Here is a 25,304-nt window from a genome sequence, read left to right on the forward strand (position 1 = left end):
TCCAAAAATCAGACCCCACCCGGTTGAAAAATTCAGTTTTTTCTTTGTTGGTTTTTGGGTCTTTGGTGATGTAGAACCCCAACAATAAATCCAACATGAGAGTAGGGGATTATTGGGCTAATTTTTAAAATTTATCACGCACTCCTCTGATACACACTCTTTCCTCCACCAAAATAGTTGGTATAAATGTGCTGATAGACGCTGACTGTTTTTAGGCTGACTTCCTCATCGGAATAAACTTCCTGTGGCAGCCAGAGCAGATTGTCATAAATCATTCCTTTCACCTGAGCGGTGATCTGCCGACTTTCACGCCATCTTTCAATCTTCAGCTTTTCGGCTTTTAGCTTGTCAAGTGTTTGCTGGGCGATTTTCTTAACCTCATTCTTTTCTTTTGGCCCAAGTTCTTTGCCTTCCCGAAGCAGGTCAAAAATTGCAAGGGTTTCCTGATCTTCCAGGTTTTCACGCACTGCTCTTTGCTCCTCTTCCGAGAGCGAAGCCAAAAAGTCTGTGAGCTTATTGAAAGCCCTTACTGTGTTTTCCAGCGACTTACCATTGTTGTACTCATCAATGATCTCCTTGTAGCGCTCATAAAACTCAAGCCGCAAAGGGTTTTCTTTCAGCATTTGCTCTAGCTTTTTTTCAATCGCCTGCTGGAGATCATAGGTGATAGTGTTCTTCCGTGGTGCTTTTTCGAATGCAGCTTTTAACTTGTCGAAATCCAGCTTGCTCAGATCCACATATACCTCTTCTTCGGAATCTGCAACTTGATCCTTGAGAAGAATACTTTCACTAACCAATTTCTGAAGCTGCATGACGATTTCAATCACATCGGCAGTCTTTGTCTTTTGGTTCAATAGCCCGTAAATCGCTTCTATCGCATTAAATTTCTTTACAAAAGGCTTTATTTGCTCTTCAGGGTACAAGGCTTTAAACTTCCTGAATACATTCCTAGCCATCATTTCAAACGTGGTCCTGGTGGTCTCATTCAAGTTCACACAATCTCCTGCCTCTTTGATCTTACCAAGCTTTTGCATGGGTTGGGCATTGACCAGATCGGAAAGCTGAAAGTTCAATGATAGTAGGTACTGCTCCACTTTCTTGATAGCCTCTTTCAGTTCTACTTCTAAGCTTGCTAATTCCTCCACAGGCTTTCCTGAACCTTTGCCATCTTTGCCACCTGCTGTTCCGGTTCCTTTGCCTCCTTCTCCATATACAGAATAGGCCTTCTCCAGCTGCGAATAGACATTGCCATAATCCACGATCAGGCCATTTTCCTTCATATCATCATAGACCCTGTTTGCCCTGGCTATGGTTTGCATGAGTGTATGGCCTTTGATAGGTTTATCCAAATAGACAGTGGAAACGCATTGAGCATCAAAGCCAGTAATCCACATGGCACATACAATGGCTAGGCGAAATGGGTTTTCTGGATCTTTGAATTCCTTCTCTAGGTTACGCTCAACCATTTTCCGTCTGTGGGTTTCAATATCAAGACCCATCTTTCGGAATTTATCAACCTCATTCTGTTCGCTGCTGACAACAACACAAACTTCGGTCGATTGGACTTTTTCATATTTCCTTTTTAGTTCCTGCGCTTCCTGTGGATCGTTTGATTCATTGATCTGTTTGTCCAGTTCTGCCAGATATTCGGGCCAATATTTCAGCACTAACTGATGCATTCTTACCGCAGTGGGCTTGTCTAAAGCAACGAACATTGCTTTCCCTTGATATCCCCTTTCATTGAAGTGCCAAACCAAATCCCTTGCAATAGCATCTAATCTTGGCTCTGCTGTAAGAATTGGATAGTTCTTTTGGAACATGTAGGCGAGCTTTCTTTTTTGGTCATCATCCAGACTTTCATCCTCTAGGATTTCTGCCATTTGCTCATCCAGCTCCGGGTTATCGATATTTAATTTTTCTCCTCGGTTAATGTATTTCAGTGGGAGTGTGGCTTCATCATCTATAGCTCGCTTGAAATCATACACAGAGACATACTCACCGAAAATATTTTTGGTTAACTCTTCTTCATCCTTGATGATGGGTGTTCCTGTAAAGCCTAGGAAAGATGCATTTGGAAGTCCGTGAAAACGCATGTTTCGTGCGTAAGTACCTCCTTGAGTCCTATGGGCTTCATCAGAAATTACAATGATGTTTTTTCTATCAGTGATCAGAGGATATTCGCTTTCCTTTTCTGGGTCGATAGAAAACTTATGGATTAGACTAAATACGTACTTGTGGTTTTGGGCTAGCAATTCCCTTAAGTGGTCCCGTCCTGTAATTCCAGATTTATTACCCGCTACAATTGATTTATCGTTCACTACACCAACCCCAGAGAAGGTGTCATACAATTGATTTTCCAATTCCTGCCTGTCGACCGCAATCAGAAACGTGTAAGAGCCTCCCAGCTTTCTATGGATCTTTTCACAGAGAAAGACCATGGAATAGGATTTTCCACTTCCCTGAGTATGCCAAAACACCCCAAGTTTACCCCGTAAGCTTTCTATGTTTCTGACATTTTCAATGACCTTATTTACACCGATGTATTGGTGGTTTTTAGCCATTAATTTCATTACATCTCCTCTTGATTCATCGAAGAGTAAAAAGTTTTCAACTATATCCAGGAGGCGATGAGGGGCGCAGGTTCCCCGTAATACGGTATCAAGACTGACTACCCCTTCTTCATCTTCTTCAATTCTTTTCCAATCAAGGAAGTACTTGTAGGGGCTAGTGATGGTCCCCACCTTAGCGTCTGTTCCATTACTCAGAATGATGAAGCCATTGCAATTGAAAATATGGGCTATAGTATCCTTATAATCCCTTAGGTTGTCATTGAATGCATTTTGAAGATCGGTATGGTGAGCCTTCAATTCCATGAATACCAATGGAATTCCGTTGACGAAGCAGACAACGTCAGGCCTTCTCAGGTAAAGTTCACCTAATACCTCAAATTGTCTTACAGCCAAGAAATCATTTGATCCGTAATCATTGAAATCAAAGACCTTTAGCTTCTTCTTGACCAATTCTCCCTTGTCATTGGTGTAGCTTACCGGAACGCCATTTTTTAAAAGCTCGGACTTTTCCTTGTTGATCCTACCCAGAGATTGGTCTGCTACTTTCTGTGAAATTTGTTCAATAGCCTGATCATAAGCCATAGGGGGGAGGTCAGGATTTAGTTTGGTCAAGGCTTTTCTAAGGTGCCTGGAAAGGATTACTTCTGACTTATTATCCCTTCCCAGCAAACCATCATCACCAAAGTTTTCTTTCTTCCAAGCTGTGACGACCTTCCAGCCCAGCTCTTCAAGAACTTGTTGGGTTGCTTCTTCGATTAATCCGTCCTCTGAGTATTCGTAGCTCATATTTAAAAAATTTGTTTACCCAATTAATTTGCCCAAGTATTGATCATTTTGAAAATAGTCTCTTGCCAAACCTTCAAAGGGGTTTGAACCTGGCTGAATAAAAGCCCGCATTCCATTACTTGCTCCTTGTCTTCGGTGTTTTCAACGGGAACAAATTTCCCCTTAATACCGGGGTTGTTTCCAGGATATAAAAGCGCCACTTTTTCAGCCTTGAAGTAATGGTGGTAGGCATACATCTGCCTTAAATCATCCATGGATGGCTCTGTCGAAACCAGCTTCCATTTGGTGTCTATTACATATTTAAACCCATCTTTTTCGACTGTAATATCAGGCCTGATGCTTCTCTTGTTTCCTTGGAAAGGTTGCCAGAAGGACTTACTGTCTTGACCTTTAGCATTAAGACCATAGTGTCTCTTTAAGCTTGCCAAGACAAATTTCTCCCAAAGTAAATTCATGTCGAACATCAAGGCGAGAACATCCTCTCGACCTTTACTCAAATCTGGGTGGTAGTGGAGGAGAATAAGCCGTGCGATTTCCAAAGCTTTTTGATAATCCTGCGTCTTCCGGTTAAGAACTATTTTATCAAAATCGGCTTGCGTTACTTTTCGATCAGGCATTTCAGGGAAGTTTAATGTCAGTGCATTAATCCGTCCGATAAGTGCTGTATTGGTATTGATTCGCTTTAGAAGCAGCAGGGTCCGATACAGAATGATATGGAGTAGGTGCTCTACATCATAGGTGGTATGTCGTGTGTAAAATCGCTCCTTATGGATGGAGTTTTTACTTATCTGTTTACTAAACTGAATGCTTCCCTTAAGTGCATTTAAATTCCCTTCTGTTTGTCTATACTTCTTAGCTAGTCCTCTGTGCAGGAGTGCCTCCACCTCAGATACAAAAATTTCAAAGTATAGATCCAAAACAGTGTTATTCTTTACCTTCATATTAGAATTACTAGGAGCTTTAACTTCAAATCCATGCACTACTCTGAGCATATCTACCAAAATGGAATTCCATTTATCCTTCTCATCCGTGGATTCTTGTTGGTATTTATCAGCTTTGGGAAGAACACTAATTAGAAGATTTCCTACCTGAATGGCTCCTACATATTCATTGAATCGAACCCCATTTCTAATCAATGAAAAATATGGGCTACCCTTATCGAAGAATTTGATCAAGCTGTCGAGCTTGTCTTGATCGAACAATACTCCATCATCAAATTTCTGATTCAGAAAAATGGACTGATGCTCAAATACTTTGATATGTTTTCTCCCAGTTGCCAAAGGTCTATGCTATAGGTAGATTCATTAATCGGAGGATTGCTTTTTGAAAAGTCATATCAGGTTGCTTGTATTGGTTTCCTGGGTAGCCTTCTCTGTAATCGATGATTTGATAAATGACTCGTTCATTGTCGATTTCAGCCTCAAATCCGGATGCAAACTCGATTAGGTTATCATCTTGTTTTCTGACAAATCCTTCACCCAGAATAGCCCCAATTTTGGCATAGTCCCCATAAAAGTATTCTTGAAGTAAAGGGATGATGTTTTGGTAAAAGGATTTCTCCAATTCGGCCCAAGAATAAGCTTGGATCAGATAACTATGACCGATAAGGTGATCTCGGTCTAGGAGCTTTTCAATCCTGCGATTAATGGTTTTTAGTAGAACTTCCAGGTTGATACCTTCAAACTGGATCAACTCTTTGAATCTGATAGGTAAAAGGCTGAAATCATTTTCATGTTCCAATGATTCATAAGCCTTTCGATTGTTAATTTTTGCCTTATGCAGCTCAAGGAAGTCTGCTTCAACTGAAATCCATCTTGGATCATCCCAATCTAAGTCTGCGTACTTCAACCATAGCCGCTGAAGCATCAAGGTCGGCTCAAGGAGTTCGGGTATTGGTGGCATTTCCCTAAAGCTGAATCTTCGCCTTAATGCAGTGTCCAAAGCTTCCACGCTTCGATCTGCCGTATTCATAGTTCCAATTATGTATAGGTTGGATGGAACTCCAAACTTATCATTACTGTAGGGGAGAGTCACTTTTAGCTCCTCGTCTTTGCCTAATCGTTTATCCTGTTCAATCAAGGTGATCAGTTCACCGAAAATCTGGGATACATTGCCTCTGTTGATTTCGTCAATAATCAGCACAAAATTTTTCCCTGTGGAGGATTGAAATTCTTCTTTGGTTAATTTCTTTACCACTTCCACCTTATCGGCGAAGGAATACGCTTTTTCTTGGATTTTAACCTTTACCTTCTTGTTGATCTGTTTGATAGCATTCAAAACAGACCAATAAGCAGAGGAATTACTTCCTCCAATAACTCCTCGGAATTCATCATTGATATTGCTGACAGCGTCTAGATTATCGAAAGCATTATTCAGCTTGGTGAGTCTTGCCTTTGAAACAATGTATTCTCTAGTTCCTTTGGGGTGTTTGACAATAATATTCCCTTGTGGGGAGATTCGGTCAATCAAGACAGTTCCACCTGATTTGGTTTTGATTTCTATTGATTCATCATTCAGTAATTTTTCCTCTACTTGTTCGATGAATGTGTCATACAGATTAGAAAAATCGAGGGTTTCCTCAGTTTCCTTTGACATCTGTGACTTGGCTAGGTCAAAGGAAGCTTCTATGCTTAGCTTCTTGAAAATGCCCGGCTCTATTTGATAATCTATTTTTTGCTCATCGTCTTCACCCTCCGATATTTTGGGTTTGATTCCCTCAATGAACTCCTCATAGTTCATGCTTTGATGGAATGTGGTAAAGACAATTTGACCAGCTGCAACCCTTTTATCAAACTCTTCCTTGAGTTGTTCTCTTGGTTTGTCTTGGACATCTACTCCTAAAATCCGAAGTGCTTCATTGATGGTATGGTAGGTCTTTCCGGTGCCGGGAGGGCCAAAAAAGATTTGATTAAGAGGAGAGGGGCTTGTCTCAGAATTATCGGATTGGGGGGCAGATGGACTTAACTCAGTTTCATCCCCAAGAATTTGCTTGATAGGAGACAAATTATCCTGGGTTGGCTTAAGGTATGACCTATAAAAAATAAAATCGTCAATAGGCTTTGGCTCTATCTTGCTGATAGATTCTGCCAAAAACACGATATAGGCAGATTTATTATCATCCTTAAAATCCGAAAAATTCTTTTTGTAATATTTGATGTTTTCTTTCTCCCATCCGGCATTGTCCAATTCCTTCTGGGAAGTGACAAAATCCTTTACATCGATTCTGTATCTAACCTGGTTTTTACTGGAGACATATAAGGGAAATGTCTCTCCATTATTGATGATCCCCCGCAGAAATTTAAGTGTCTCCGCACCCCCGCTAGGCTTCTTACTATTCCATGTGATTAATCCGGAATACTTTGTATCTAGAGTCAATTCCCCTTCATGCCAGCCTGTACCATCAGAGGCCATAAGTCCAATAACCTGCTCTCCCCATTCGTGATAAAATTTGTATAGAAAATTTGAAACAAGGAAGGTGTAGTTTTCTGGGTTTTCAACGCTTAGGTTGAATTTGTCAAAGTATTCTTTTAGATCTGAAATAAAGTCCTCTGGTCGATAGGGGTGCTTGAAAAGGTTCTTTGTAACCGCTTCCCTCATTGATTCACTCAAAAGTGGGGAGTTTTCCTCGGGTAAAAGGATGTAATTGAAAGCATTACTAATTGACGGGCCAGTGATTTCAGCATTTTTAAATTTCAATTTGACCAAGCCATCAATCCAATTTCCCATACGGACACTTGCTCTCGCCACTGTTCTCTTGTCAGGATATTGATTGTATTTGATTTTGTCCTTTGCGTGGCTATCTAAATACGAAGTAATCTCAAGGAGCATTTCCATAATTTTACCTATTTCAGGATCAACCTCTGCTATTTCCTGAAATTGAGTATAATCAGCAGATAGACGGATCAAATCCTCTTTCAACTGATCGGATACCTGTAGGTCTAGCCATCTTTGCAATGCTTCTCGACCTTTTGAAAAGTAAAAGTCTTTTTCCTGAATAATCCCCTGAAAGAATTCTTCTTGGATAACCTGGTCTATTTCCTGTTTGGTCATAGGCTTTGTTTTTTACTATATGTTTCTGATTCCTCCGCCGCCATCCACATCTCCTCCTGATCCCCTTGCTCAAAAGCGGAAAGGTCTAGCTTCTCCACATCAATCATCCCAGTCATCAAGCGAGGGAGAAGGATATCTCGGGCTTCTTTTAGTAGTTTGTTTTGCTGTTGAAACACCTTTACAGAACTGAAAATACTAGAGCCTATCCCTTCAAAAGTATTCAACGATGCTTCATTTGGAATGATTATTTCCAACCGCTTAAGATCTTTTGGGTAAACATGAGGCTGAGCAGCACCTTTTTGAAAGTGGTAAATCTTAGCTTGATTATGAATCATTGAGGAATAAATGAAATGCAAATATTTCGTCATTGAACTATCAATGTATGAGCAGTCAGAAGCCCAAATGTCCTCATGGTATAAGCATGTAAATCCTGCATTTGCCCCTGAGGCACTCACGGTAATTACAGGGCTTTTTGTATTAGGTGTGTCATGGTAATATGCAGGTAAAAGGCCGCCTGCAACTACAGGAACATTCCCATCCCTGATAGTACTTTTTGTAATATTTTTTCCTTTTAGAACATCCGTGAAATCGCCCAAAGACTTAAATCCCCACCCCTCCGGCAATCCCGTCTCCTCATTGATAGGAGTACTTTCATGGCCTGGGAATTTCATTCGGACAAACCACTCCTCATAGGTGAGTTGGGCTTTTTCTTCCAATAGCTTGATGCGCTTCAGGTTGTTTTCGATCAGGTCATCATAGGCCGAAAGTATAGCGGCTATTTTGCGTTGGGTGAGAGGAGAAGGGAGGCTAATCTTTATTTTATGTAAATGATTTCGATTAACTCCAGGTACAGCTCCAGCTGCATTTAATTCTTTAATTCCCAAACAAAGAAGAAAGTAGCTAAAAAATCTAGGGTCATTACCTTTAAAATCTTTGACATACAAAGTCGTGTTTAAAGGCCAGAAATCTTCTTTCAAATAAAAAACTTCACCGATAGTTCCATATCGTCCAGTAACAACTCCAGGCCCTTTGACTTTGGCTACTGAATGATAGTCAGTAACGCCTGAAGAAGAAACAATAGGAATTATACCCACTTCTCTATCATTAGAAGGAAGGTCATATCCTCTTTTGAGTTCAATTGCATCACCTAATGTGATTTTACTCCAATTGTTTTTCATAATGAAATTGATTGGATTTTAGACATTAGGTCACTGGCTTTGTTATTTAATTCCGCAAGTTCGGAGTGGATTTCTCTGATTCTTCCTTGGTAGTCAAAGTCCATATCCAGCTCTACACTTACTCCCACATAGCGTCCGGGCGTCAGGCTATAATCCTGCTCGATCACTTCTTCTAAGTCCACCAACTTGCATAGCCCTTCCACATCTTGGTATTTGCCTCCAGGGAAGTGTTCGTTGAACCATGCATTGTCAGGGCTTACACCAAGCTCATCGCCTCTGAAGGCATTGATTAAGGCGGTCAGTCCTTCCAGGTGTTCATCTGTAAAATCGTTTATCGTGGTGCTTACCTTTCGGTACACATTTCGGGCATCGATCATCAGGATCTTGTTTTTGTTTTCAGGCTTCTTCCCCTTGTTGTAAAACCAAAGATGACAGGGCAAGCTTCGGGTGTAGAAGAAGTTGTTGCTCACAGACACGATGCATTCGACAGCGCCTGTTTCGATCAGTTTTTGCCGAATAAGCTTCTCTGCATTGCCTGCATCCGTAGCGGAGGATGCCATGACAAAGCCTGCTCTGCCTGTTGGATTAAGGTAGGAATAGAAATACTGCATCCACAGGTAGTTCCCATTGCCAATGGTTCCCTTACCCGTCAGGGGCGCTCCAAAAGGAAGTCGATCATCTTCGGTTAGGAACTTGTTTTTGGCATCCACCTTATCCACGTTGAAAGGCGGGTTAGCCATCACGAAGTCACACTTGCCTGTCAGGTTGAAAGGGTTGGTATAGAAGCTATTGCTTTCCTGAATCTTTCCCTCAATCCCATGTATTGCCAAGTTCATTTTCGCCAGTTTGGCGTTGTTGCTTTTCAGTTCGGTGCCATAAATGGTGATCGCTTCATTTACCGATCGATCGCCTCCATGGCTTTTTATAAAATGTGCCGTCTGGACAAACATACCGCCAGAACCACAAGCCGGATCATGAATGATCCCATGATTGGGTTGAATGAAGTTGATGATCAGATTCACCAAAGACGGTGGTGTAAAGAACTCTCCACCTTCCTGTGCGCCTGCACCCTGCATGGAAAACTTCATCAGGAAGAATTCATAGATCCGACCGAATACGTCACCCTTAGCATGCTTGACGGCATCCGAATTGAATACCCGTACTAAGTCTCGCAAAAGCTTGGCGTCAAACTCCTGATAGCTTTTAGGAAGAATACCTGCAAGATCAGGGTACTCGGCCTCTATCAGTTTCATGGCATTGTTGATGGCCTCAGCGATGTCCTCACTTTCAGGAAGGGCGACTAAGTAATCATATTTGGCCTTTTCAGGAAGCATGATTGCACCTGCGGCTGCGAAGTCATCCTTGGTAGGTTCCCGTTTTTCACCTGTTCTTGGATTGATAGGGAGCTTCTTTTCCACTTCGATTTTGGCATCCTCATAACGGTTCTGTGCAAAGCGAAGTAGCACTAATCCAAGCAAAGGGTCTTTGTATTCGGCTGCGGTTAGTTTGGAATTACCTCTAAGTTCATCGGCAGCATCCCAGAGTTCTTTCTCCAGGTTCTTGATATCGGATTGGGTCATTTGGACTTACTAGAAAAATTAGAATGCAAAAATTAGTTTGTTTGGGTTAATAAATCAAGAAAAATAGTGGGGGAGGGGACTTTGGTTTGTAAAATGATTTCTGTTTGGATGTTTCCAACAAACATTCGCTATTTTCAAACATAAAAACTTAATCCTCATTAATTCTCTGTGATGTTTAAAATCACCCCATCTTGAACAATAATTTTTGATCCTGGATTTAAAACTATAGGTAAAGGTAAGTTGATAGCACTTTGATTAATATAGTCCGTTAAATTTCGAGTTGAACCTGGACCAAGATTACAACATTGGCCATTAGTCCAATATTCATTTAAAGTTTTTTTAAGGGAAATCCCATTCATAAAGTCAATTATTACCCACGTCCCATACCCGGTCCAAACAACGCCACTGGACTCAAAACGCTTAAAACTACCAACCCATTTTATTTGGGGTGGTGAATCTGTCTTAGTAAAAACATTGTTAATGGACCAAGACTTACCTTGAGGCACTTCATATTCTCCTGATGTATCAATTGAGAAAACCCTGGTTGTTTGAACCACAGGATTACAAATAAATTCCGACTGATTTACTTCTTCTGAATCAAGAGTTCCATTGTTATTGGAATCCAATCCAACCTCAATTTTGAACCCTCCATTTGCACAATTGTCACCACTGGCCTCATTGATAATATTAATCCTAGAGTTCAACCCATTAATACCTGGAGCTCCGTCATTTCCATTTGGACCTATTAATGACTCAAGAAATTCTCCCTCAGTACCTATATTTCCAATGGAAACCCATATTTCATATGCGCTTTTTCCGGGATTCCCATCCAATCCTTGATCACCTTTCGGACCTTGTAATCCTTGTAGGCCGATTTCACCTTGATCTCCCTTAGGACCTGCTGGTCCTTGAATGCCTCGCTCACCTTGTAGACCAATCGGACCTTGTGGTCCTGGTTCTCCTTGAACTCCCTGATCGCCTTTTGGACCCGGGGGGCCAGTCTCACCTTGATCACCTTTCGGACCTGCTAGTCCTTGCACCCCTTGTTCACCCTGTGGGCCAATAGGACCCTCGGGTCCCGGATCACCCTTATCTCCCTTAGGACCTTGTATGTTACCAGCACTTGCCCAGTTGGATTGAACTGGATTCCATACATACAAAATCCCTTCAATTAAATAGGAATCCCCAGGACTTCCTGATTCAGGCAGATCATTCGCTGAATTCAAACTACCTAGAATGGCAACGCCAGTACCATCGTTTCCTTTTGGACCTTGGGGTCCTTCAGGACCCGGATCACCTTTATCTCCTTTTGGACCTACTGGTCCTTGAATGCCACGCTCACCTTGTAGACCAATCGGACCTTGTGGTCCTGGTACTCCTTGAACTCCCTGATCGCCTTTTGGACCCTGTGGTCCCATCTCACCTTGATCACCTTTCGGACCTGCTAGTCCTTGCACCCCTTGTTCACCCTGTGGGCCAATAGGACCCTCGGGTCCCGGATCACCCTTATCTCCCTTAGGACCTTGTATGTTACCAGCACTTGCCCAGTTGGATTGAACTGGATTCCATACATACAAAATCCCTTCAATTAAATAGGAATCCCCAGGACTTCCTGATTCAGGCAGATCATTCGCTGAATTCAAACTACCTAGAATGGCAACGCCAGTACCATCGTTTCCTTTTGGACCTTGGGGTCCTTCAGGACCCGGATCACCTTTATCTCCTTTTGGACCTACTGGTCCTTGTTGCCCCGCAATTCCTGGTTCTCCTTGATCACCTTTTAACCCTTGAGGACCAGGATTTCCCTGGTCACCCTTTGGACCGGATGGTCCGACTAAGGATTTGATAAAGTCTTGTTCTGAGCCAGTATTACCAAGTTCTAACCAAACCTCGTACGCACTTTTTCCAACCGAACCACTAGATTCGGATGAGCCTGAATTTAAGGCAAACATTGCAAATGGAACTGCTGTGAATTGTTGAATACTAATAGATTTAAAGTCTGCACATAGTCCTCCTTTGTCCAGTGAAACTTCTAGATTTTTTGCCTGGCTATTCCAGCTGATCTTTTGAAATGAATCAACGACTCCTCCAATTCGCTCACCAGTTCCAATTATGACATTCACCAATCCATAAGCATCCGTTTGGGTTTGAATGACTTCCTCATATTCAGCCACTCCCAGGTCATTTAGGAATGAAAATTTCAAACAGATTTCCTGATCAGCCAAAGGAGTTGCTGGATTATTGACGCCTGGCAGTGGCTTCCCTTCAGGATTCATTATAACCGCTTGATAGGTAATGCCAGGAACCTGCGCGTTAGCTAGCTTTATGGAAATAAAGCATAGAGCTAGAATGCTTAAATATTTCATGTTAGTCCAATTGAAAATGGATACCAAATAGAATTCGATTGTTGAGGTAGGAGAGGGTTTCTTCAGTTTTTCGACCTAGCCGAAAAGCAAGTGAATAATCATATTGTAGACTTATGTACCCCTGATTGAAAATGTTGTATAAAACAGAAACACCTAATCCAGGCTGTACCAAAAGCCCACTGAATTCAGGGTTTTTCCTAAGTTCATATCTGGAGTTATTAATAACTTGGGTGCCGTTAATCATACCCATTGCACTTGCTGTTGCTAAAATCCCCACACTCAATTCCCCAGAAGTTGGATAGAAGGCCACCGTATTTGTAAGTCCTCCATAGGTGGTATTCCAACTGTAATTATTGTTTACATCACCTCCAGTAGCATCGAAAGAATTTACTGTTAATCCAAACTCATATTTAAGCCACTCTTGGGCAAATGGAACGCCTATACCTAACCCATATGAAGATCCGACTCCAGGCAGAAGACCAGTTATTTTTAAGCCATATTGATCTTTAAAATTGTAACTAGTATGATTCAATCCAGTCCGGAAGAATATTTCCTGGGAATAAGATTTTATGGTTAGTCCCAGAATGAAAATGAATAGAGGAAGGGATCGTTTCATGATTTTTTGATGATTCTAGTATGGGTTATCCTGCTACCAGCTTTGATGAAAACGAGGTAAACCGAGTTTGATAAAAACTCAAGGTTTAAATGAACCTCATTATTAATTGGATTCTGAATGTCATGAAATACTCGTTTCCCATACAAATCGTATATGGTAATTTCTGATGCTCCAAAAGATTCTGGATAAAACCGAAGGGTGACTCTTTCTGAAAAAGAATTTGGGTAAGGTAACACAGAAAAAGACTCTATTTTTTGAAAAGATCTGGCTGGAAGAAACCCTTTCAAAAATCCTTGACTTGCAGTTGAAAAAGACCCATTTACACTTAGTTGACCTGCGGAATGATGAAGTAATAGTGAGCTTCGATCTGAACGAATAAATCCAAGGGAACTGAATGTTTGCCTCTGAACAGTTTGCCCCTTGGTTATTAGTGAATGACTAAAAAGAGCCAAAAGAAGAAGAAATGAAATTTTTGCCATTCAATAAATTTAAAGTCTTGAACCACTAACGAGCCGATCGTGGATTGATAGAGCTCGATTAAAAGTATGGTCAAGCTTAATTTTGGCAAAGGAGTATTTCGTAAATTAATTGGTAACAAGTTTGTCACCTAATTTTAATTTTGATTATATTTATTATATATTTGAATATCAATACCTTATACATTGATACTATCATTGATGTCATATTCAAATTATTTTCACGTTTTTACGTTGTTTCAAATTATTTAAACTTTAGTTTTATTTATCTAAGTGAATCCAGTCGCGATTTTCTAGAAAAAGTTCAAAATTTCATTTCCCAGATTTGATAAATCGAATCAATCTTACTTTGAAGTTCAAACCTTTATCAGTGAAGGTTATAAAAGACCTAGAGTAGTATTGATTGGATCGGTTGGACCTGATATAACCTTTGTTTTCAAGAGATTTTAAAAATCCATAGGTAGTAGCCGGCTTTGCTTGATTTACTTCGCAAATCTCTTGTTTTGATATCACCTGATGTTCATCAAGCAACCTTGCAGTAAGTATCAATACGAACTTTTCTCCTGGTGATAATTCCTCATTACCTTCAGTTAAAAAATATCTGATACCAGCTTCAATATGTAGGAGGCTAACGCTCATATTCTATATAATAAATACTTAGTAGAGATATTGAGGGGTTACCACATCTTCAAATAGAAGATAAAATAATTTAAATCGGACAATCAACTTTTCGACTACATTCTCCTTAAAGCTTGATCTTCAATTTACCACTTATTCTATAATTAATCAATACCTTATATTTCTAACTCTATACAAAGAATTTTCAATTTCAGACTCTTTGAATAATACTCGACCCCCAATAACATACGATGGGATTAGCCCACTTTTCGTCCAGCTGTGAAGTGTGACAAGTGATATTTTAAGTTTATCCGCCGTTTCTTTTCTTGTGAGAAATCTCTCTGGTGCAGGTAAAGTAGAGGGAAGGACATTAGATTTGATTGCATCTAGAACTGCTTTACGGATAATTCCTTCTAGTTCCTCCGGTGTAAGACTGATCAACATGATTTCTTTCATAAACATTTCTCTTTTGTTTTGAGTAAAAGACCCTTGTTCAAGAAAGGTTTGATGAGAATTTTTTTCAACCTTAGAGCAATGGTAAATCTGGCTTTCAGAATTGAATTTTGACCTATTTACACCTAGTATGTATTGTAACTTAGTCAAATAGACCAAAGCTTCTTCATCATAGCTTCAAAGATGGCTTGTTTGACATTAAAGCCAGCTTCATTGATAAATCGATCATATACTCTTTTATGGTAACTACGAACTTGCTTGGAAGCATTGATCCAAAAATTCGGGTTTGACCATCGAGAGATTCTTATAATTTCATCTTGATTGGACGGATTGTATCCAATTAATCCCGGATCAATCAAAAGAGTATTGGCCCAACCGCCATAGAGCAATGCATTCTGAAGTTTCAACCTGGCCTCCGGCCTCTTTAGATCACCTATCTTATAAACTCCTAACTTGTTGATGAACTTCGACCTATTTGCCGAAATTTCAATTCTCAAAAGATTCTTGGCAAGGCAGTTTTGTACTCCTTTGTCATACGCTTTCACACGGAACTGTGAATGAGAACAGACGTAATGTGTACCAGGATTAACATACATTTTGTCAAACCGACATCCATGGTGCATTACTAGTCCAGAAAGAATCTGCTTCGGAGGGATTTTGGTTTCAACATTGATTCCCCATTCCAAATTAATCAGTGGCAAATCTCGAATCTTGATTCCAAAGGTGTCTGAGAGCTCATCTACAACTAGAAAGACTTCATCCCACGTGAAATCATCATAGTTGTGTTTTCCCTCGTTCTTGAACTTATGAAGACTTCCTTTTAGGTATCCAAACCCAGAGCTCTTAATATGGATGGTCATTCCATTGTAGTTACAAATGCTTGATTGTCCAATCTCTCCGGTTTGGCGGCTGAATTCTGACTTAAATTCAAGATTAGGGTTACTCAATAGCTTGCCTATCTCTAGATAGTCAAGCCTAAACTTGACACCACAAAGCATCATTTCTGGTGCTTGGATTTTATATATGAATCGGCCTCAGATTCAATTTCTTGAATAGACTTTCTTTTATTCTTAATTAGATAATCCCTTAAATCCGATTTTGAGAAGTATAAATTCTTGGCCGGCTTCATGTATGGAATCCTTCCATGATGAACTAGACTGTAAATTGTTGAAGGCTCAAGCGTCAAAAATTTTGCTGCCTCCTTTACGGTTAGAAGATCTTTGTCATCCGTTGGAGCTACGGATGTTTTTTGGTCACAGAGTACACTTAGAATATTTTCTGTAACGCGTTCTGAAATTTTTTTGATCAAAATCTCAGGATCAATAGGACTAAATACGACTTTGTGCATAGTTTTCTTTTGTTTTTATGCATCAAAAATGAAAAGTCGTTTTACTCGTCACTTATTAAATTTGCCCAAGTTTCGCCCAAGTTTCGCCCAAATTAAAAACCTTTGATTTCCAGGTATTTTTTAACTTCCTCTTGATGATGAGAAAGCTCAATTACGATATCCTTCCAATAATCTCCACCAATCATGTTCAAATATGTTTTTGAATTTAGGCTATCAATTAAAATTTCACCGAACACTTTATAAAATCTGTTTCCCTTACGATCACCTAACCGAGCATTTCCAATATATTCTAATCTCGTTCTTTCATTTGAACTTGGAAAAGATTCATCTGTCGCAAGGCAATCAAAAATATAGGATAAAACATGGTGTTTGGTCGAAATCCTATATCCCTTATAATGACTCAATAGTCTTTTTACAGGTTCATCATTCGAGGGAGCATTATCACTACCTTTTATAGAACTTTTTTCAATTTTTGGTCCATGCTCAATTGAAATATCAGGCTGGGGGATAGATACCTTTGGACTTGGAAGCGGGTAAAAATTTTCGGTTTTCTCATGATAAAGCTCTGAAATATGAGCATGGGCCCTATTTAAGTTTAAAATAATCCGCTCCCAATATGTACCTGAAGGGTCCACTTGAAAATTTTCTTTAGTTATATAGATAAAAGCATTTGATAGGGAGTCGTAAATTTTCCTGTATTTACCTTTCTTATTTTCATCGTCAGATAAATAAAGCTCCCTAAGAGCATTTATAAACTTCTGTGTATTATCATAAACCATATAAATATCATCCTCTTGTGGAAGATGATTATTTAAAAAAGCATTCAAAATATTCTCAAATGCTTCCAAATATTCTGATAAGACTTGTTCTCTTTTCATCGACCTAAAGATCTAATTTGATTTTATCAGCAGCATCTCGCTTCGTTTGATCTATTATTTTAGCATAAATCTGAGTGGTTTTAAGCTCACGGTGTCCCAATAGTTTAGAAACGGTGTAAATATCAGTGCCATAAGTTAGTTGCAAAGTAGCGTAACTGTGCCTGAAGCAGTGAAAGGTAATGTTCTTGGATATGCCAGCTGATTCAATCCACTTTTTGAGTAACCTGTTCTTATAGTCTGAGTACTTCAATCCATGAAATACCTTTTTTGTAAGATCGCCTCTTTCACCTAGTAAAAGGAATGCTTGCTCTGAAATAGGGTGATATTCAACTCCACTAGTTTTCTCTTGTTGAAACTTCAAGAAATAGCCCTTACCTGTAATGAATTCAACCTCAGCCCAAGTTAATTTCTCGATATCGGAAAACCGTAAGCCAGTAAGCGCCGAGAAAATTGCAGCTCGCTTTAGTATTTCATCTTTACAAGGTTTTTTTACAAGATCGTTGAGCTCTTGTTCTGTTAAGAATTCTCTTCTGGTTTCCACTTCCTTTATGGACGACACCTTAGCGTTTAGGTCTTGTTGAAGTATTCCGTCTTTGTAGGCCTGCTTAAGTGCCGCCTTAATTTTATTGAAGTAGGAGACGGCTGAATTTTGAGAAAGAGTCGCCTCATTTGATTTTGTACTTTTAGTGGTCAATAGATAATGTTTGAACTCTTCAAGAAACTTCTCGTTCAAATCAGAAAAATGTAAGATTCCACCTGTAAATCTCTCGAGGTATTTTATAGCTGAGTTCCAATTATCATAGTTAGAAGACTTCCGTTTCTTAGAAAGCTTTCTGAAATAATCCACGAAGTCTTGTCTACCCGCTGCCTGAAGCTTTAGCCTTTCTTTTTCAAACTCTGAATAAATTTCAGGTTTGTTCAAGTCATTCTCTCGCTTCAATCGTATTTTTTCGGCAATGGAAAGGGCATTATTATTTTCTTGCTCTATCGCTTGGTTAACTATAGGGTTTTCCGAATAGATTGGCACCTGTTTTATAGACCCATTTCCTAGCTTTTTGCTTTTGAATTTTATCGGGTCCTTTACATACATTTTCAGGAATTCTCGCCTAGTGTTCTCACCAGTTTTGGGATTGGTTATTCCAGGATAAAAATCAAGATACAGGCTTGATCTCCCTTTAGAAATCGATTTTTGTCTTAAGGTTACTTTGATTGCCATGACTTCTTTAGTCTTCAGGTGTCGGGGTATAATTAATGCCCTGAGTTCGGTTCATTATAAAATCAAGTTCAGATCGGTGGATTCTGGTAAGCCTTTCAGAAAGGTTTATAGCACGAATTTGGCCATTATTGATCAATCTATACGCCGTCCGGGTTGAGCATCCTAGCAATTGAGCCAGTTCTTTAACAGTTAGAATTTCCTTTGCTTGAAGTTCAGCAATTGGCTTGATCTTCAATTGCAAGGTTTCAGAATTTGATCGATCCACTTTTTCAACCCTTTTTCTTGCCTTATACGCACGCCCAGCACAGGGAAGAGAACAGAACTTCGTTACTGTTGTTCGCGCTGTAAACTCTTTACCACAATATTGACAGATTCTCTGGATAGAAATATTTGAGCTCATTTCATGAAACAGATTTACTTAAGATTTCATAAGACGTATTAAGATTAATTAAGCGCCATAATTTATCCTCTGGTGGAAGAATTTTCATGAATTTGGACCCGAGGTACAATAAAGGTACAAAAAGGTACAAAAAAGACCTGAAAAAGTCGTATCAAATCAAAAATCTATAAAACAAAAAAAGCCTCAATATGAGGCCTTAATGGGGTTTTTGAAGATTTATTAAAGTTTGTTTTCAATATGTTACTTTCCGATACAAAACTTACTAAAGATATTCGCAAGCAAATCATCAGTTGTTACTTGCCCTGTGATCTCCCCGAGGTAATGAAGTGCCCGTCGAATGTCCATGGCCAGAAAATCATTGGTGACTTGGTTATCCAAGCCTGTCAATACATCCAGCAAGGACTCTCGAGTTTTGGTCAAACTGTCGTAGTGGCGAATATTGGTAACCACCGTATTTCCGGTTCGGAATTTATCGAGATTCACGAGTTCGAGGATGCGGGATTTGAGACCTTCGAGGTTTTCTTTTTTTCCTGCTGAAATAAAAATCGTATCGGGATGCTGAAGCTTTAATTCCTTGCTAATATTCTCTTTAGCCTTATCGGTCTTATTTGCCACTTTGAGGAATGGCACCCCAAGATTCTCAAGTTTATTGATATCACGATTGATCTCCACGAGGTCGGTATCGCTCAGGTCAAAGAGGTACAGAATCAGGGAAGCAGTCTTCATTTTTTCCTGAGTTCGGCTTACGCCGATGGCCTCGATGGTATCGGTCGTTTCCCGCAAACCCGCCGTATCGATAAATCGAAATATCACTCCGCCGATACTGATTTCATCTTCGATAAAATCACGGGTTGTGCCGGCAATATCAGAGACGATTGCTTTTTCCTCATTCAAAAGCGCATTGAGTAGGGTAGATTTACCTGCATTTGGCTTTCCCGCAATCACAGTCGGAACTCCATTTTTAATCACATTTCCTAAATCGAAGCTAAGAATCAATTCTTCTACAATTGTTAAAATCCGCTCCACCAAAGCTCTCAAGTCATCTCTGCTTGCAAACTCCACATCTTCCTCTACAAAGTCGAGTTCCAGCTCGATCATGGAGGTAAAATGGATCAATTGATTTCGTAATTCTTGAATTTCTGAAGAAAAACCTCCTCGCATTTGATTGAGGGCAGCTTGGTGACTAGTCTCAGAATCAGCGTGGATCAAATCTGCAACAGCCTCAGCTTGGGCCAAATCAAATTGTCCATTCAAAAACGCACGTTGGGTAAATTCTCCGGGCTTGGCAAGGCGAACACCATTTCTGACAAATAGCTTTAGGACTTGATTGATAATGTAGGAAGAACCATGGGTAGAAATCTCCACCACATTCTCTTTAGTAAATGATTTTGGTGCCTTAAAAATGGAAACCAATACTTCATCAATGATTTTTTCACCATCTCGAATGGTCCCGAAGTGAATCGTATGAGAGGCTTGATTTTCTAAATTTTTCCCAAAGAAAACCTCATTGGTAATTTTGATCGCGTTTTTTCCAGATAATCGAATGACCGCAATGGCACCGACACCTTGAGGTGTTGCTAGAGCAATAATTGTATCCTCTCGCTCAGAAAGTGAAAAACTCATGGCTTAATTCCGAAAGCTTTTTTAATCAAATCGTCTAATCCTGCCAAAAAATCCTCTGGCTTTCTGTACCCAGGGAGTTGAGCTATGTTTTGAAGTTTGGGTTCAATGATAACAAAATTCGGATAGGATCTTACACGCATTGCCGCAGCCATTTGAGCTTCATTGTAGGTTTTACCCATAAACTGAAACGTCCGATTCGTATCCTCAGCATTCAATTTGACAGCATAAAAGTTTTGATTGAGATGGTTGATCACCTGAGGGTCTGTAAATGTTTCCTTATCCATTTTTTTACACCAGCCACACCAATCGGTGTACACATCCACCAAAATCATTTTAGGATCTTGCTCGTTGGCTGCAATAGCCTCTTCAAACTTCATCCACTTGATTTGAGCTGGGGAAGCGTGAATGAATAGGACAAGTAATAGTAAAGTATTTAAAATTTTCATGACCTGTAGTATCAAACGTCAAACGAAGCCTTGGGTGGAGTAGTTCCTTTGAACCATTTTGCGAATTTACCTTTGATCAAGGCACTTCCAAAGAAGAATATTCCAGCAACCGTCACCATCATTCCGGCAATTGAACTATCCAACCAAAAGGCAAGGTAATATCCGAAGATGGCAATAAAGATGCCTAAAACCGACGTGAGTTTGAGTAAATTCATCAAAGTTTTGGTCCACAGAAAAGCAGTAGCAGGAGGAACTACCAACAGCGCTACTACTAAAATTGCACCTACAGATTCAAAACTACTTACCGTCGTGTAAGAGACCATACTCATCAAAGCAAGGTTGATTCCTTTGGCTGGGATTCCTAAAACAGAGCTAAAGCTTTCATCGAAACTAGTTAGGGTTAACTCTTTAAATAATAAATAGATAAACCCAATCACAAAAAAGAAATTTAGACCCGCTAACCAAGTGATTCGAGGTCCTAAATTCAAGCCACTTTTGGTAATCCAAAGATCAATAGGCAGATAAGCAATCTCTCCATAGAGCACACATTCCTGATCCAAATCCACCTTGTACGCAAATAAATTGATCAGAATAATCCCAATCGCAAACAAAAGAGTAAAGGTGATCCCAATCGAAGCATCCAATTGAACTTTGGCTTTTTTCCGTAATCCTTCAATCATCAATGTTGCTAAAATCCCCAATAGACCAGCCCCGATAATTACTTCAAGGCTTCGTTGACTTCCTGAGACAAAATATCCAATCACAATTCCAGGAAGAACCGCATGAGAAATTGCATCTCCGGTCATGGACATTTTCCGGAGCATCATAAACACCCCCAAAATTCCACAGGAGATTGAGATCAAAGATCCGGTCAGAATAATTAAGAATGCGTTTTGATCAAAGGTCATGACGAGTCCGAGGAATGGTTTCTTGATGAGGATCGAGCGTAGGATAGTTTAGTCTTTTTTCCAACATAGCTTCCAGCTCAGGTGTGAGCAAATGCTCCATCTGTTCAGCTGATTCATGCACGTGATCGGGTGCGATATTCATGGATTCATTGAGGTATAACTCCCAAAGTCGATGAAGGCGAACAATCCGCATCGCTTCGATTTTTCCCTTTTCTGATAAGACTATATTCGCTTGATTTACTTTGATATAATTCAATTTAGCTAAATGCTTGATAGACTTCTTGATTTCTTGAATCTGGTAGGGGTAGAGGTCATAGATTTCATCTATGGTGAGAGTTTTTTTCTCCTCTTCTTCTGCCTTATACAAGCCTTTCAAAAGGTGATCGATATGTGTCTTCTTCAGGTAATTCTTCCTTGCCAAAGCTCGAAATAGAATTCCGCTCTTTGGTGAAAAAGTAAAAGAAATCAATGCGATCAATGATAGGAATACGACCACCCAAGGGCCAGTAGGCATTTGGGGAAGAACGAAAGAAACATAGGTTCCAAGAATACCGGAAATGACTGAAAAAAAAGCAGCTAACAACAAAAGAGGATAAAGGCGATCAGTCCAGAATCTTGCAGCAGCACCTGGAGTGATCAGCAGTGCGGCCATTAACACCACTCCAATTGCTTGAATGCCTACTACCACCGCCAAAATCATCAATACATTGAATAAAAAGCGAATTCCCGCCATCGGAAAGCCGATAGCTTTTCCAAAACTGGGATCAAACACCATTAATCTGAACTCCTTGAGCAAAAGGGTCAAAATCAAAATAATAATTAGGGAAAGCCCTCCGTAAATTTTAAGATCTGTTTCAGAAATCCCAATGGCATTTCCAAAAATGAAGGTGTTCAAACCTGCTATTTCTGGATTTCCGGACTTTTGGAGCGTGGTCATCATGACAATTCCAATTCCAAAAAATACCGATAAAATCGTCGCAATAATGGTATCCTCTGAAAGCTTCGTGTGCTGCTTGAGCCAAGTACTTAGGAATGTAGCCAAGGCTCCAGAAAAAAATGCACCTGAAACAATGTATATGGGATTTTTCTCACCAGCTAAAATAAAGCCTACACATATTCCGGGCAGAATAGCATGCGATATAGCATCTCCTAAAAGGGCCTTTTTATCCAAAAATGAAAACGTACCTACATAGGCCGAGCCAATTCCCAATAAAATAATCCCCAATACTACCCATGTAATGGAAGGGTCCTGAAACGTAAAGAAGTAGATAAAATCTTCCATATCAGCCTTTTAAAGGATTGAAATCCTGTTGACGTATAAGGTCAGTCACTTTTGTAAGTAAGTTGAGCTTACCACCATAGGTCTTACGAAGGAGTTCTTCCGTCATGACTTGATCTTTGGGTCCACTTCCCACCAAGTGTAAATTGAGCATGATCACCCAATCAAAAAACTTCATCGCCGAATGGATATCGTGGTGAACCACCAAAACTGTTTTTCCTGCCTTTGTCATCTGCTTAAGCAATTCGAAAATGGCCGTCTCAGTAGCCATATCCACGCCTGCAAAAGGCTCATCCATCAAATATAAATCTGCTTGTTGAGCCAAGGCTCTGGCAATAAATACCCGTTGTTGTTGACCCCCGGAAAGCTCAGAAATCTGTCGATTTAAATAGGGGGTCATACCTACTTGCTCCAAACTTTGAAGGGCAATTTCTTTCTCCATTTTCCCGGGTCGTCTGAATAAGCCAAGTCGCCCGTAGGTTCCCATCAAAACCACATCCATAACAGAGGCCGGAAAATTCCAATCCACCGATTCACGCTGAGGAACGTAACTGATTCTGGAGCGAACATCTTGAAGGGGTTTATCAAAAATCTTCACGTATCCTGAAGTCGGCGAAATCAAACCCATAATCGATTTAATCAAGGTTGATTTTCCTGCTCCATTTGGACCTAAAACTCCAATTAATTTACCTCCAGGAAGACTAAAATCGACATTCCACAAAACTGGATTTTGATCATAACTGACCGTTAGATCATGAATTTCCAAAATGGGTTGTTCCACTTGTGTGATCATGGGAGTAGGTTGTTGTAAATGGTTAATAGGTTGTATTCAAACATTCCAAGGTAGTTTCCTGCTTCGGTTCCTTCTGCATCTAGACTATCGGTGAATAGGGGGCCTGCGACCTTGACCGAGTAGTTCTTTTCTTGGGCAGCATTGGCAACAGCTTTCAAAGCTTTAGGCGAAATGGTTTGCTCTGCGAAAATGGCTTTGACCTGATATTCTTGAATTGTATTCATCAATTCAGTTAAATCCCTCAAACCCGGTTCACTTAAAGTAGATAATCCTTGAAGTGCAAAGACTTTCATTCCATAGGATTTTCCAAAATAGGCGAATGCATCATGAGCAGTAATTAAAACCTGATTTTTTGAATTCAATTCATTGACTAGGGTTTGAGCTTTTTGATGGAGTTCAGAGAGTTTCTTCTGATAAATATTTGAATTCGTTTCAATGCTTGACCGAAATTCAGGTTTCCATTTTTTCAATTCTTCTGCAGCATAAGCCAAGGCTTCTGACCAAAGTTTAATATCAAACCAAATATGGGGATCAGCGCTATGGGACTCCGGACCAGATCGGATCAATTGATCATGCGAGATCCCTTCCGAAACATTTATCAATTGCTGGGAATAGGTCAATTTTTCAAAAATCTCAGTCATTTTTCCTTCCAAGAACAAGCCATGGTACACCACCAAATCGGCTTCCGTCAGGAGATCCAAATCTCTAACACTTGCTTTATACAAATGCGGATCAACCCCCGCTGGCATAAGTGGCTTCACATCCGCCAAATCACCCACTAATTGCTTGATCCCATCTGCAAGAATGCTTGTCGTGGTTACTATCAAAGGCTTCTCACGACGGATCGACTCTTCTTTCTTACAGGAAGAAAAACTCAACAAAATGATCAAGAGAAAACCGAAATACTTCATGATTGCAAAACCAGAATATTGGAGGCTACATCCTTAGACATAAAAAGAGTCTTTTTTTGATCCACCAGAATCTCAAGAGAACCATCAAACTCCACTTTGTCGAGCACCTTGATACGGGCACCTATATATGCACCCACCTTGTCTAGGTACCTTAGAAATGCTGCGCTACTATCTTTGACCGCTACAATTTGTCCCATTTGATCGATCTCCATGTCATTCAGTTGAATCCTTGGACGAGCTCTTACATCACCAAATTCATCCGGAATTGGATCTCCATGAGGGTCAAATTTTGGAAAATTCAAATAAGCATCTAATCGCTGAATAAGGAGTGGGGATTGGATATGCTCCAATTGCTCGGCTACTTCATGCACCTCGTCCCAGGCAAAATTGAGTTTCTCCACCAAAAAAACTTCCCACAGGCGATGTTTTCGAATCGTCTGAAGTGCATAGCGCTTTCCAGAATCGGTAATCTGTAATCCGTAATACTTGCGGTATTCAATGACTTCTTTTTCACCAAGCTTCCGAAGCATATCGCTCACGGAAGCAGCCTTGGTTTTCATCTCTGCAGCGATGTCATTGGTAGATACACTCTTTTTGCCCCCTTCAGAGAGGTGATAAATGGCTTTTAAATAATTCTCTTCTGCAACGGTCAATTCCATAGTAGTGGTAATAATAAGGCAAATATAAAATATAATTTAGAAAGGGCTAAAAATATTTTTATTTAGGACTAAATCGACTGTGGATAACCCAAATTTACCTGTGGGATCGATTTTAGACGGATCTAAAATAAATATTGTATAAGCCGTAAA

The 25,304-nt window shown here is 40.0% G+C and carries 21 protein-coding genes; all 21 read right to left on the bottom strand.

Features of this window, described 5'->3' with window-relative positions:
• Positions 1-134: 134 nt before the first annotated feature.
• The 21 genes from AO498_RS11590 to AO498_RS11695 all read right to left on the bottom strand — a co-directional run bounded on the left by AO498_RS11590 (position 135) and on the right by AO498_RS11695 (position 25,154).
• Positions 135-3,356, bottom strand: a complete 3,222-nt coding sequence (locus AO498_RS11590) for a type I restriction endonuclease subunit R (RefSeq protein ID WP_067547684.1) — start codon at positions 3,354-3,356, stop codon at positions 135-137.
• Positions 3,357-3,379: 23 nt separating this feature from the next.
• A complete protein-coding gene (locus AO498_RS11595) occupies positions 3,380-4,636 on the bottom strand; it encodes an McrC family protein (protein ID WP_067547686.1) in 1,257 nt (418 codons plus the stop codon).
• A 4-nt stretch (positions 4,637-4,640) separates the two neighbouring features.
• On the bottom strand, positions 4,641-7,406 hold the full coding sequence (locus AO498_RS17330; RefSeq protein WP_067547689.1) for an McrB family protein: 2,766 nt from the start codon (positions 7,404-7,406) through the stop codon (positions 4,641-4,643).
• On the bottom strand, positions 7,403-8,584 hold the full coding sequence (locus AO498_RS11605; RefSeq protein WP_067547694.1) for a restriction endonuclease subunit S: 1,182 nt from the start codon (positions 8,582-8,584) through the stop codon (positions 7,403-7,405). The genes AO498_RS17330 and AO498_RS11605 overlap by 4 nt, the downstream gene beginning before the upstream one ends.
• Positions 8,581-10,164, bottom strand: coding sequence for a type I restriction-modification system subunit M (locus AO498_RS11610; RefSeq protein ID WP_067547699.1), 1,584 nt, complete (start codon positions 10,162-10,164; stop codon positions 8,581-8,583). Before AO498_RS11610 ends, AO498_RS11605 begins: the two co-directional genes overlap by 4 nt.
• Positions 10,165-10,322: 158 nt before the next feature.
• Complete coding sequence (locus AO498_RS11615) at positions 10,323-12,530, bottom strand: DUF7151 family protein (RefSeq protein WP_067547702.1); 2,208 nt, start codon at positions 12,528-12,530, stop codon at positions 10,323-10,325.
• Position 12,531: 1 nt separating this feature from the next.
• Complete coding sequence (locus tag AO498_RS11620) at positions 12,532-13,146, bottom strand: hypothetical protein (RefSeq protein WP_067547704.1); 615 nt, start codon at positions 13,144-13,146, stop codon at positions 12,532-12,534.
• The gene (locus tag AO498_RS17420; protein WP_067547706.1) at positions 13,143-13,625 is read right to left on the bottom strand and encodes a T9SS type A sorting domain-containing protein; all 483 of its coding nucleotides are present in this window, start codon (positions 13,623-13,625) and stop codon (positions 13,143-13,145) included. Before AO498_RS17420 ends, AO498_RS11620 begins: the two co-directional genes overlap by 4 nt.
• 783 nt (positions 13,626-14,408) lie before the next feature.
• On the bottom strand, positions 14,409-14,843 hold the full coding sequence (locus AO498_RS11635; protein WP_067547712.1) for a helix-turn-helix domain-containing protein: 435 nt from the start codon (positions 14,841-14,843) through the stop codon (positions 14,409-14,411).
• On the bottom strand, positions 14,840-15,553 hold the full coding sequence (locus AO498_RS11640; protein ID WP_148660231.1) for a hypothetical protein: 714 nt from the start codon (positions 15,551-15,553) through the stop codon (positions 14,840-14,842). The genes AO498_RS11635 and AO498_RS11640 overlap by 4 nt, the downstream gene beginning before the upstream one ends.
• 137 nt (positions 15,554-15,690) lie before the next feature.
• The gene (locus AO498_RS11645) at positions 15,691-16,041 is read right to left on the bottom strand and encodes a helix-turn-helix domain-containing protein (RefSeq protein ID WP_067547717.1); all 351 of its coding nucleotides are present in this window, start codon (positions 16,039-16,041) and stop codon (positions 15,691-15,693) included.
• 92 nt (positions 16,042-16,133) lie between these two features.
• Complete coding sequence (locus AO498_RS11650; RefSeq protein ID WP_067547718.1) at positions 16,134-16,919, bottom strand: hypothetical protein; 786 nt, start codon at positions 16,917-16,919, stop codon at positions 16,134-16,136.
• 4 nt (positions 16,920-16,923) lie between these two features.
• On the bottom strand, positions 16,924-18,135 hold the full coding sequence (locus AO498_RS11655) for a tyrosine-type recombinase/integrase (RefSeq protein ID WP_067547722.1): 1,212 nt from the start codon (positions 18,133-18,135) through the stop codon (positions 16,924-16,926).
• A 7-nt stretch (positions 18,136-18,142) separates the two neighbouring features.
• Complete coding sequence (locus AO498_RS11660; protein ID WP_067547725.1) at positions 18,143-18,535, bottom strand: helix-turn-helix transcriptional regulator; 393 nt, start codon at positions 18,533-18,535, stop codon at positions 18,143-18,145.
• Positions 18,536-18,775: 240 nt separating this feature from the next.
• The gene (gene mnmE / locus AO498_RS11665; protein ID WP_067547728.1) at positions 18,776-20,158 is read right to left on the bottom strand and encodes a tRNA uridine-5-carboxymethylaminomethyl(34) synthesis GTPase MnmE; all 1,383 of its coding nucleotides are present in this window, start codon (positions 20,156-20,158) and stop codon (positions 18,776-18,778) included.
• Positions 20,155-20,604, bottom strand: coding sequence for a thioredoxin family protein (locus AO498_RS11670; RefSeq protein WP_067547731.1), 450 nt, complete (start codon positions 20,602-20,604; stop codon positions 20,155-20,157). The genes mnmE and AO498_RS11670 overlap by 4 nt, the downstream gene beginning before the upstream one ends.
• A gap of 11 nt (positions 20,605-20,615) precedes the next feature.
• Positions 20,616-21,512, bottom strand: a complete 897-nt coding sequence (locus tag AO498_RS11675; protein ID WP_082792227.1) for a metal ABC transporter permease — start codon at positions 21,510-21,512, stop codon at positions 20,616-20,618.
• Positions 21,502-22,794 (bottom strand): metal ABC transporter permease, encoded by a 1,293-nt coding sequence (locus AO498_RS11680; RefSeq protein ID WP_067547733.1) that lies wholly within the window; start codon positions 22,792-22,794, stop codon positions 21,502-21,504. Before AO498_RS11680 ends, AO498_RS11675 begins: the two co-directional genes overlap by 11 nt.
• Before the next feature lies 1 nt (position 22,795).
• Positions 22,796-23,584 (bottom strand): metal ABC transporter ATP-binding protein, encoded by a 789-nt coding sequence (locus AO498_RS11685; RefSeq protein ID WP_067547736.1) that lies wholly within the window; start codon positions 23,582-23,584, stop codon positions 22,796-22,798.
• A complete protein-coding gene (locus tag AO498_RS11690) occupies positions 23,581-24,495 on the bottom strand; it encodes a metal ABC transporter solute-binding protein, Zn/Mn family (RefSeq protein ID WP_067547738.1) in 915 nt (304 codons plus the stop codon). Before AO498_RS11690 ends, AO498_RS11685 begins: the two co-directional genes overlap by 4 nt.
• Positions 24,492-25,154, bottom strand: a complete 663-nt coding sequence (locus tag AO498_RS11695; protein ID WP_067547740.1) for a metal-dependent transcriptional regulator — start codon at positions 25,152-25,154, stop codon at positions 24,492-24,494. The genes AO498_RS11690 and AO498_RS11695 overlap by 4 nt, the downstream gene beginning before the upstream one ends.
• Positions 25,155-25,304 lie beyond the last annotated feature (150 nt).

This window comes from Algoriphagus sanaruensis (genome assembly GCF_001593605.1).
Lineage (GTDB): Bacteria > Bacteroidota > Bacteroidia > Cytophagales > Cyclobacteriaceae > Algoriphagus > Algoriphagus sanaruensis.

What these genes read in the sequence shown, in the direction of transcription:
- AO498_RS11690 (WP_067547738.1), bottom strand. Translation starts at nt 24,495, where the DNA reads ATGAAGTATTTCGGTTTTCTCTTGATCATTTTGTTGAGTTTTTCTTCC.
- AO498_RS11645 (WP_067547717.1), bottom strand. Translation starts at nt 16,041, where the DNA reads ATGCACAAAGTCGTATTTAGTCCTATTGATCCTGAGATTTTGATCAAA.
- AO498_RS11660 (WP_067547725.1), bottom strand. Translation starts at nt 18,535, where the DNA reads ATGAGCTCAAATATTTCTATCCAGAGAATCTGTCAATATTGTGGTAAA.
- AO498_RS11605 (WP_067547694.1), bottom strand. Translation starts at nt 8,584, where the DNA reads ATGAAAAACAATTGGAGTAAAATCACATTAGGTGATGCAATTGAACTC.
- AO498_RS11670 (WP_067547731.1), bottom strand. Translation starts at nt 20,604, where the DNA reads ATGAAAATTTTAAATACTTTACTATTACTTGTCCTATTCATTCACGCT.
- AO498_RS11680 (WP_067547733.1), bottom strand. Translation starts at nt 22,794, where the DNA reads ATGGAAGATTTTATCTACTTCTTTACGTTTCAGGACCCTTCCATTACA.
- AO498_RS11615 (WP_067547702.1), bottom strand. Translation starts at nt 12,530, where the DNA reads ATGAAATATTTAAGCATTCTAGCTCTATGCTTTATTTCCATAAAGCTA.
- AO498_RS11695 (WP_067547740.1), bottom strand. Translation starts at nt 25,154, where the DNA reads ATGGAATTGACCGTTGCAGAAGAGAATTATTTAAAAGCCATTTATCAC.
- AO498_RS11590 (WP_067547684.1), bottom strand. Translation starts at nt 3,356, where the DNA reads ATGAGCTACGAATACTCAGAGGACGGATTAATCGAAGAAGCAACCCAA.
- AO498_RS11650 (WP_067547718.1), bottom strand. Translation starts at nt 16,919, where the DNA reads ATGAAAAGAGAACAAGTCTTATCAGAATATTTGGAAGCATTTGAGAAT.
- AO498_RS17330 (WP_067547689.1), bottom strand. Translation starts at nt 7,406, where the DNA reads ATGACCAAACAGGAAATAGACCAGGTTATCCAAGAAGAATTCTTTCAG.
- AO498_RS11620 (WP_067547704.1), bottom strand. Translation starts at nt 13,146, where the DNA reads ATGAAACGATCCCTTCCTCTATTCATTTTCATTCTGGGACTAACCATA.
- AO498_RS11655 (WP_067547722.1), bottom strand. Translation starts at nt 18,135, where the DNA reads ATGGCAATCAAAGTAACCTTAAGACAAAAATCGATTTCTAAAGGGAGA.
- AO498_RS11610 (WP_067547699.1), bottom strand. Translation starts at nt 10,164, where the DNA reads ATGACCCAATCCGATATCAAGAACCTGGAGAAAGAACTCTGGGATGCT.
- AO498_RS11685 (WP_067547736.1), bottom strand. Translation starts at nt 23,584, where the DNA reads ATGATCACACAAGTGGAACAACCCATTTTGGAAATTCATGATCTAACG.
- AO498_RS11675 (WP_082792227.1), bottom strand. Translation starts at nt 21,512, where the DNA reads ATGACCTTTGATCAAAACGCATTCTTAATTATTCTGACCGGATCTTTG.
- mnmE (WP_067547728.1), bottom strand. Translation starts at nt 20,158, where the DNA reads ATGAGTTTTTCACTTTCTGAGCGAGAGGATACAATTATTGCTCTAGCA.
- AO498_RS11640 (WP_148660231.1), bottom strand. Translation starts at nt 15,553, where the DNA reads ATGACCATCCATATTAAGAGCTCTGGGTTTGGATACCTAAAAGGAAGT.
- AO498_RS17420 (WP_067547706.1), bottom strand. Translation starts at nt 13,625, where the DNA reads ATGGCAAAAATTTCATTTCTTCTTCTTTTGGCTCTTTTTAGTCATTCA.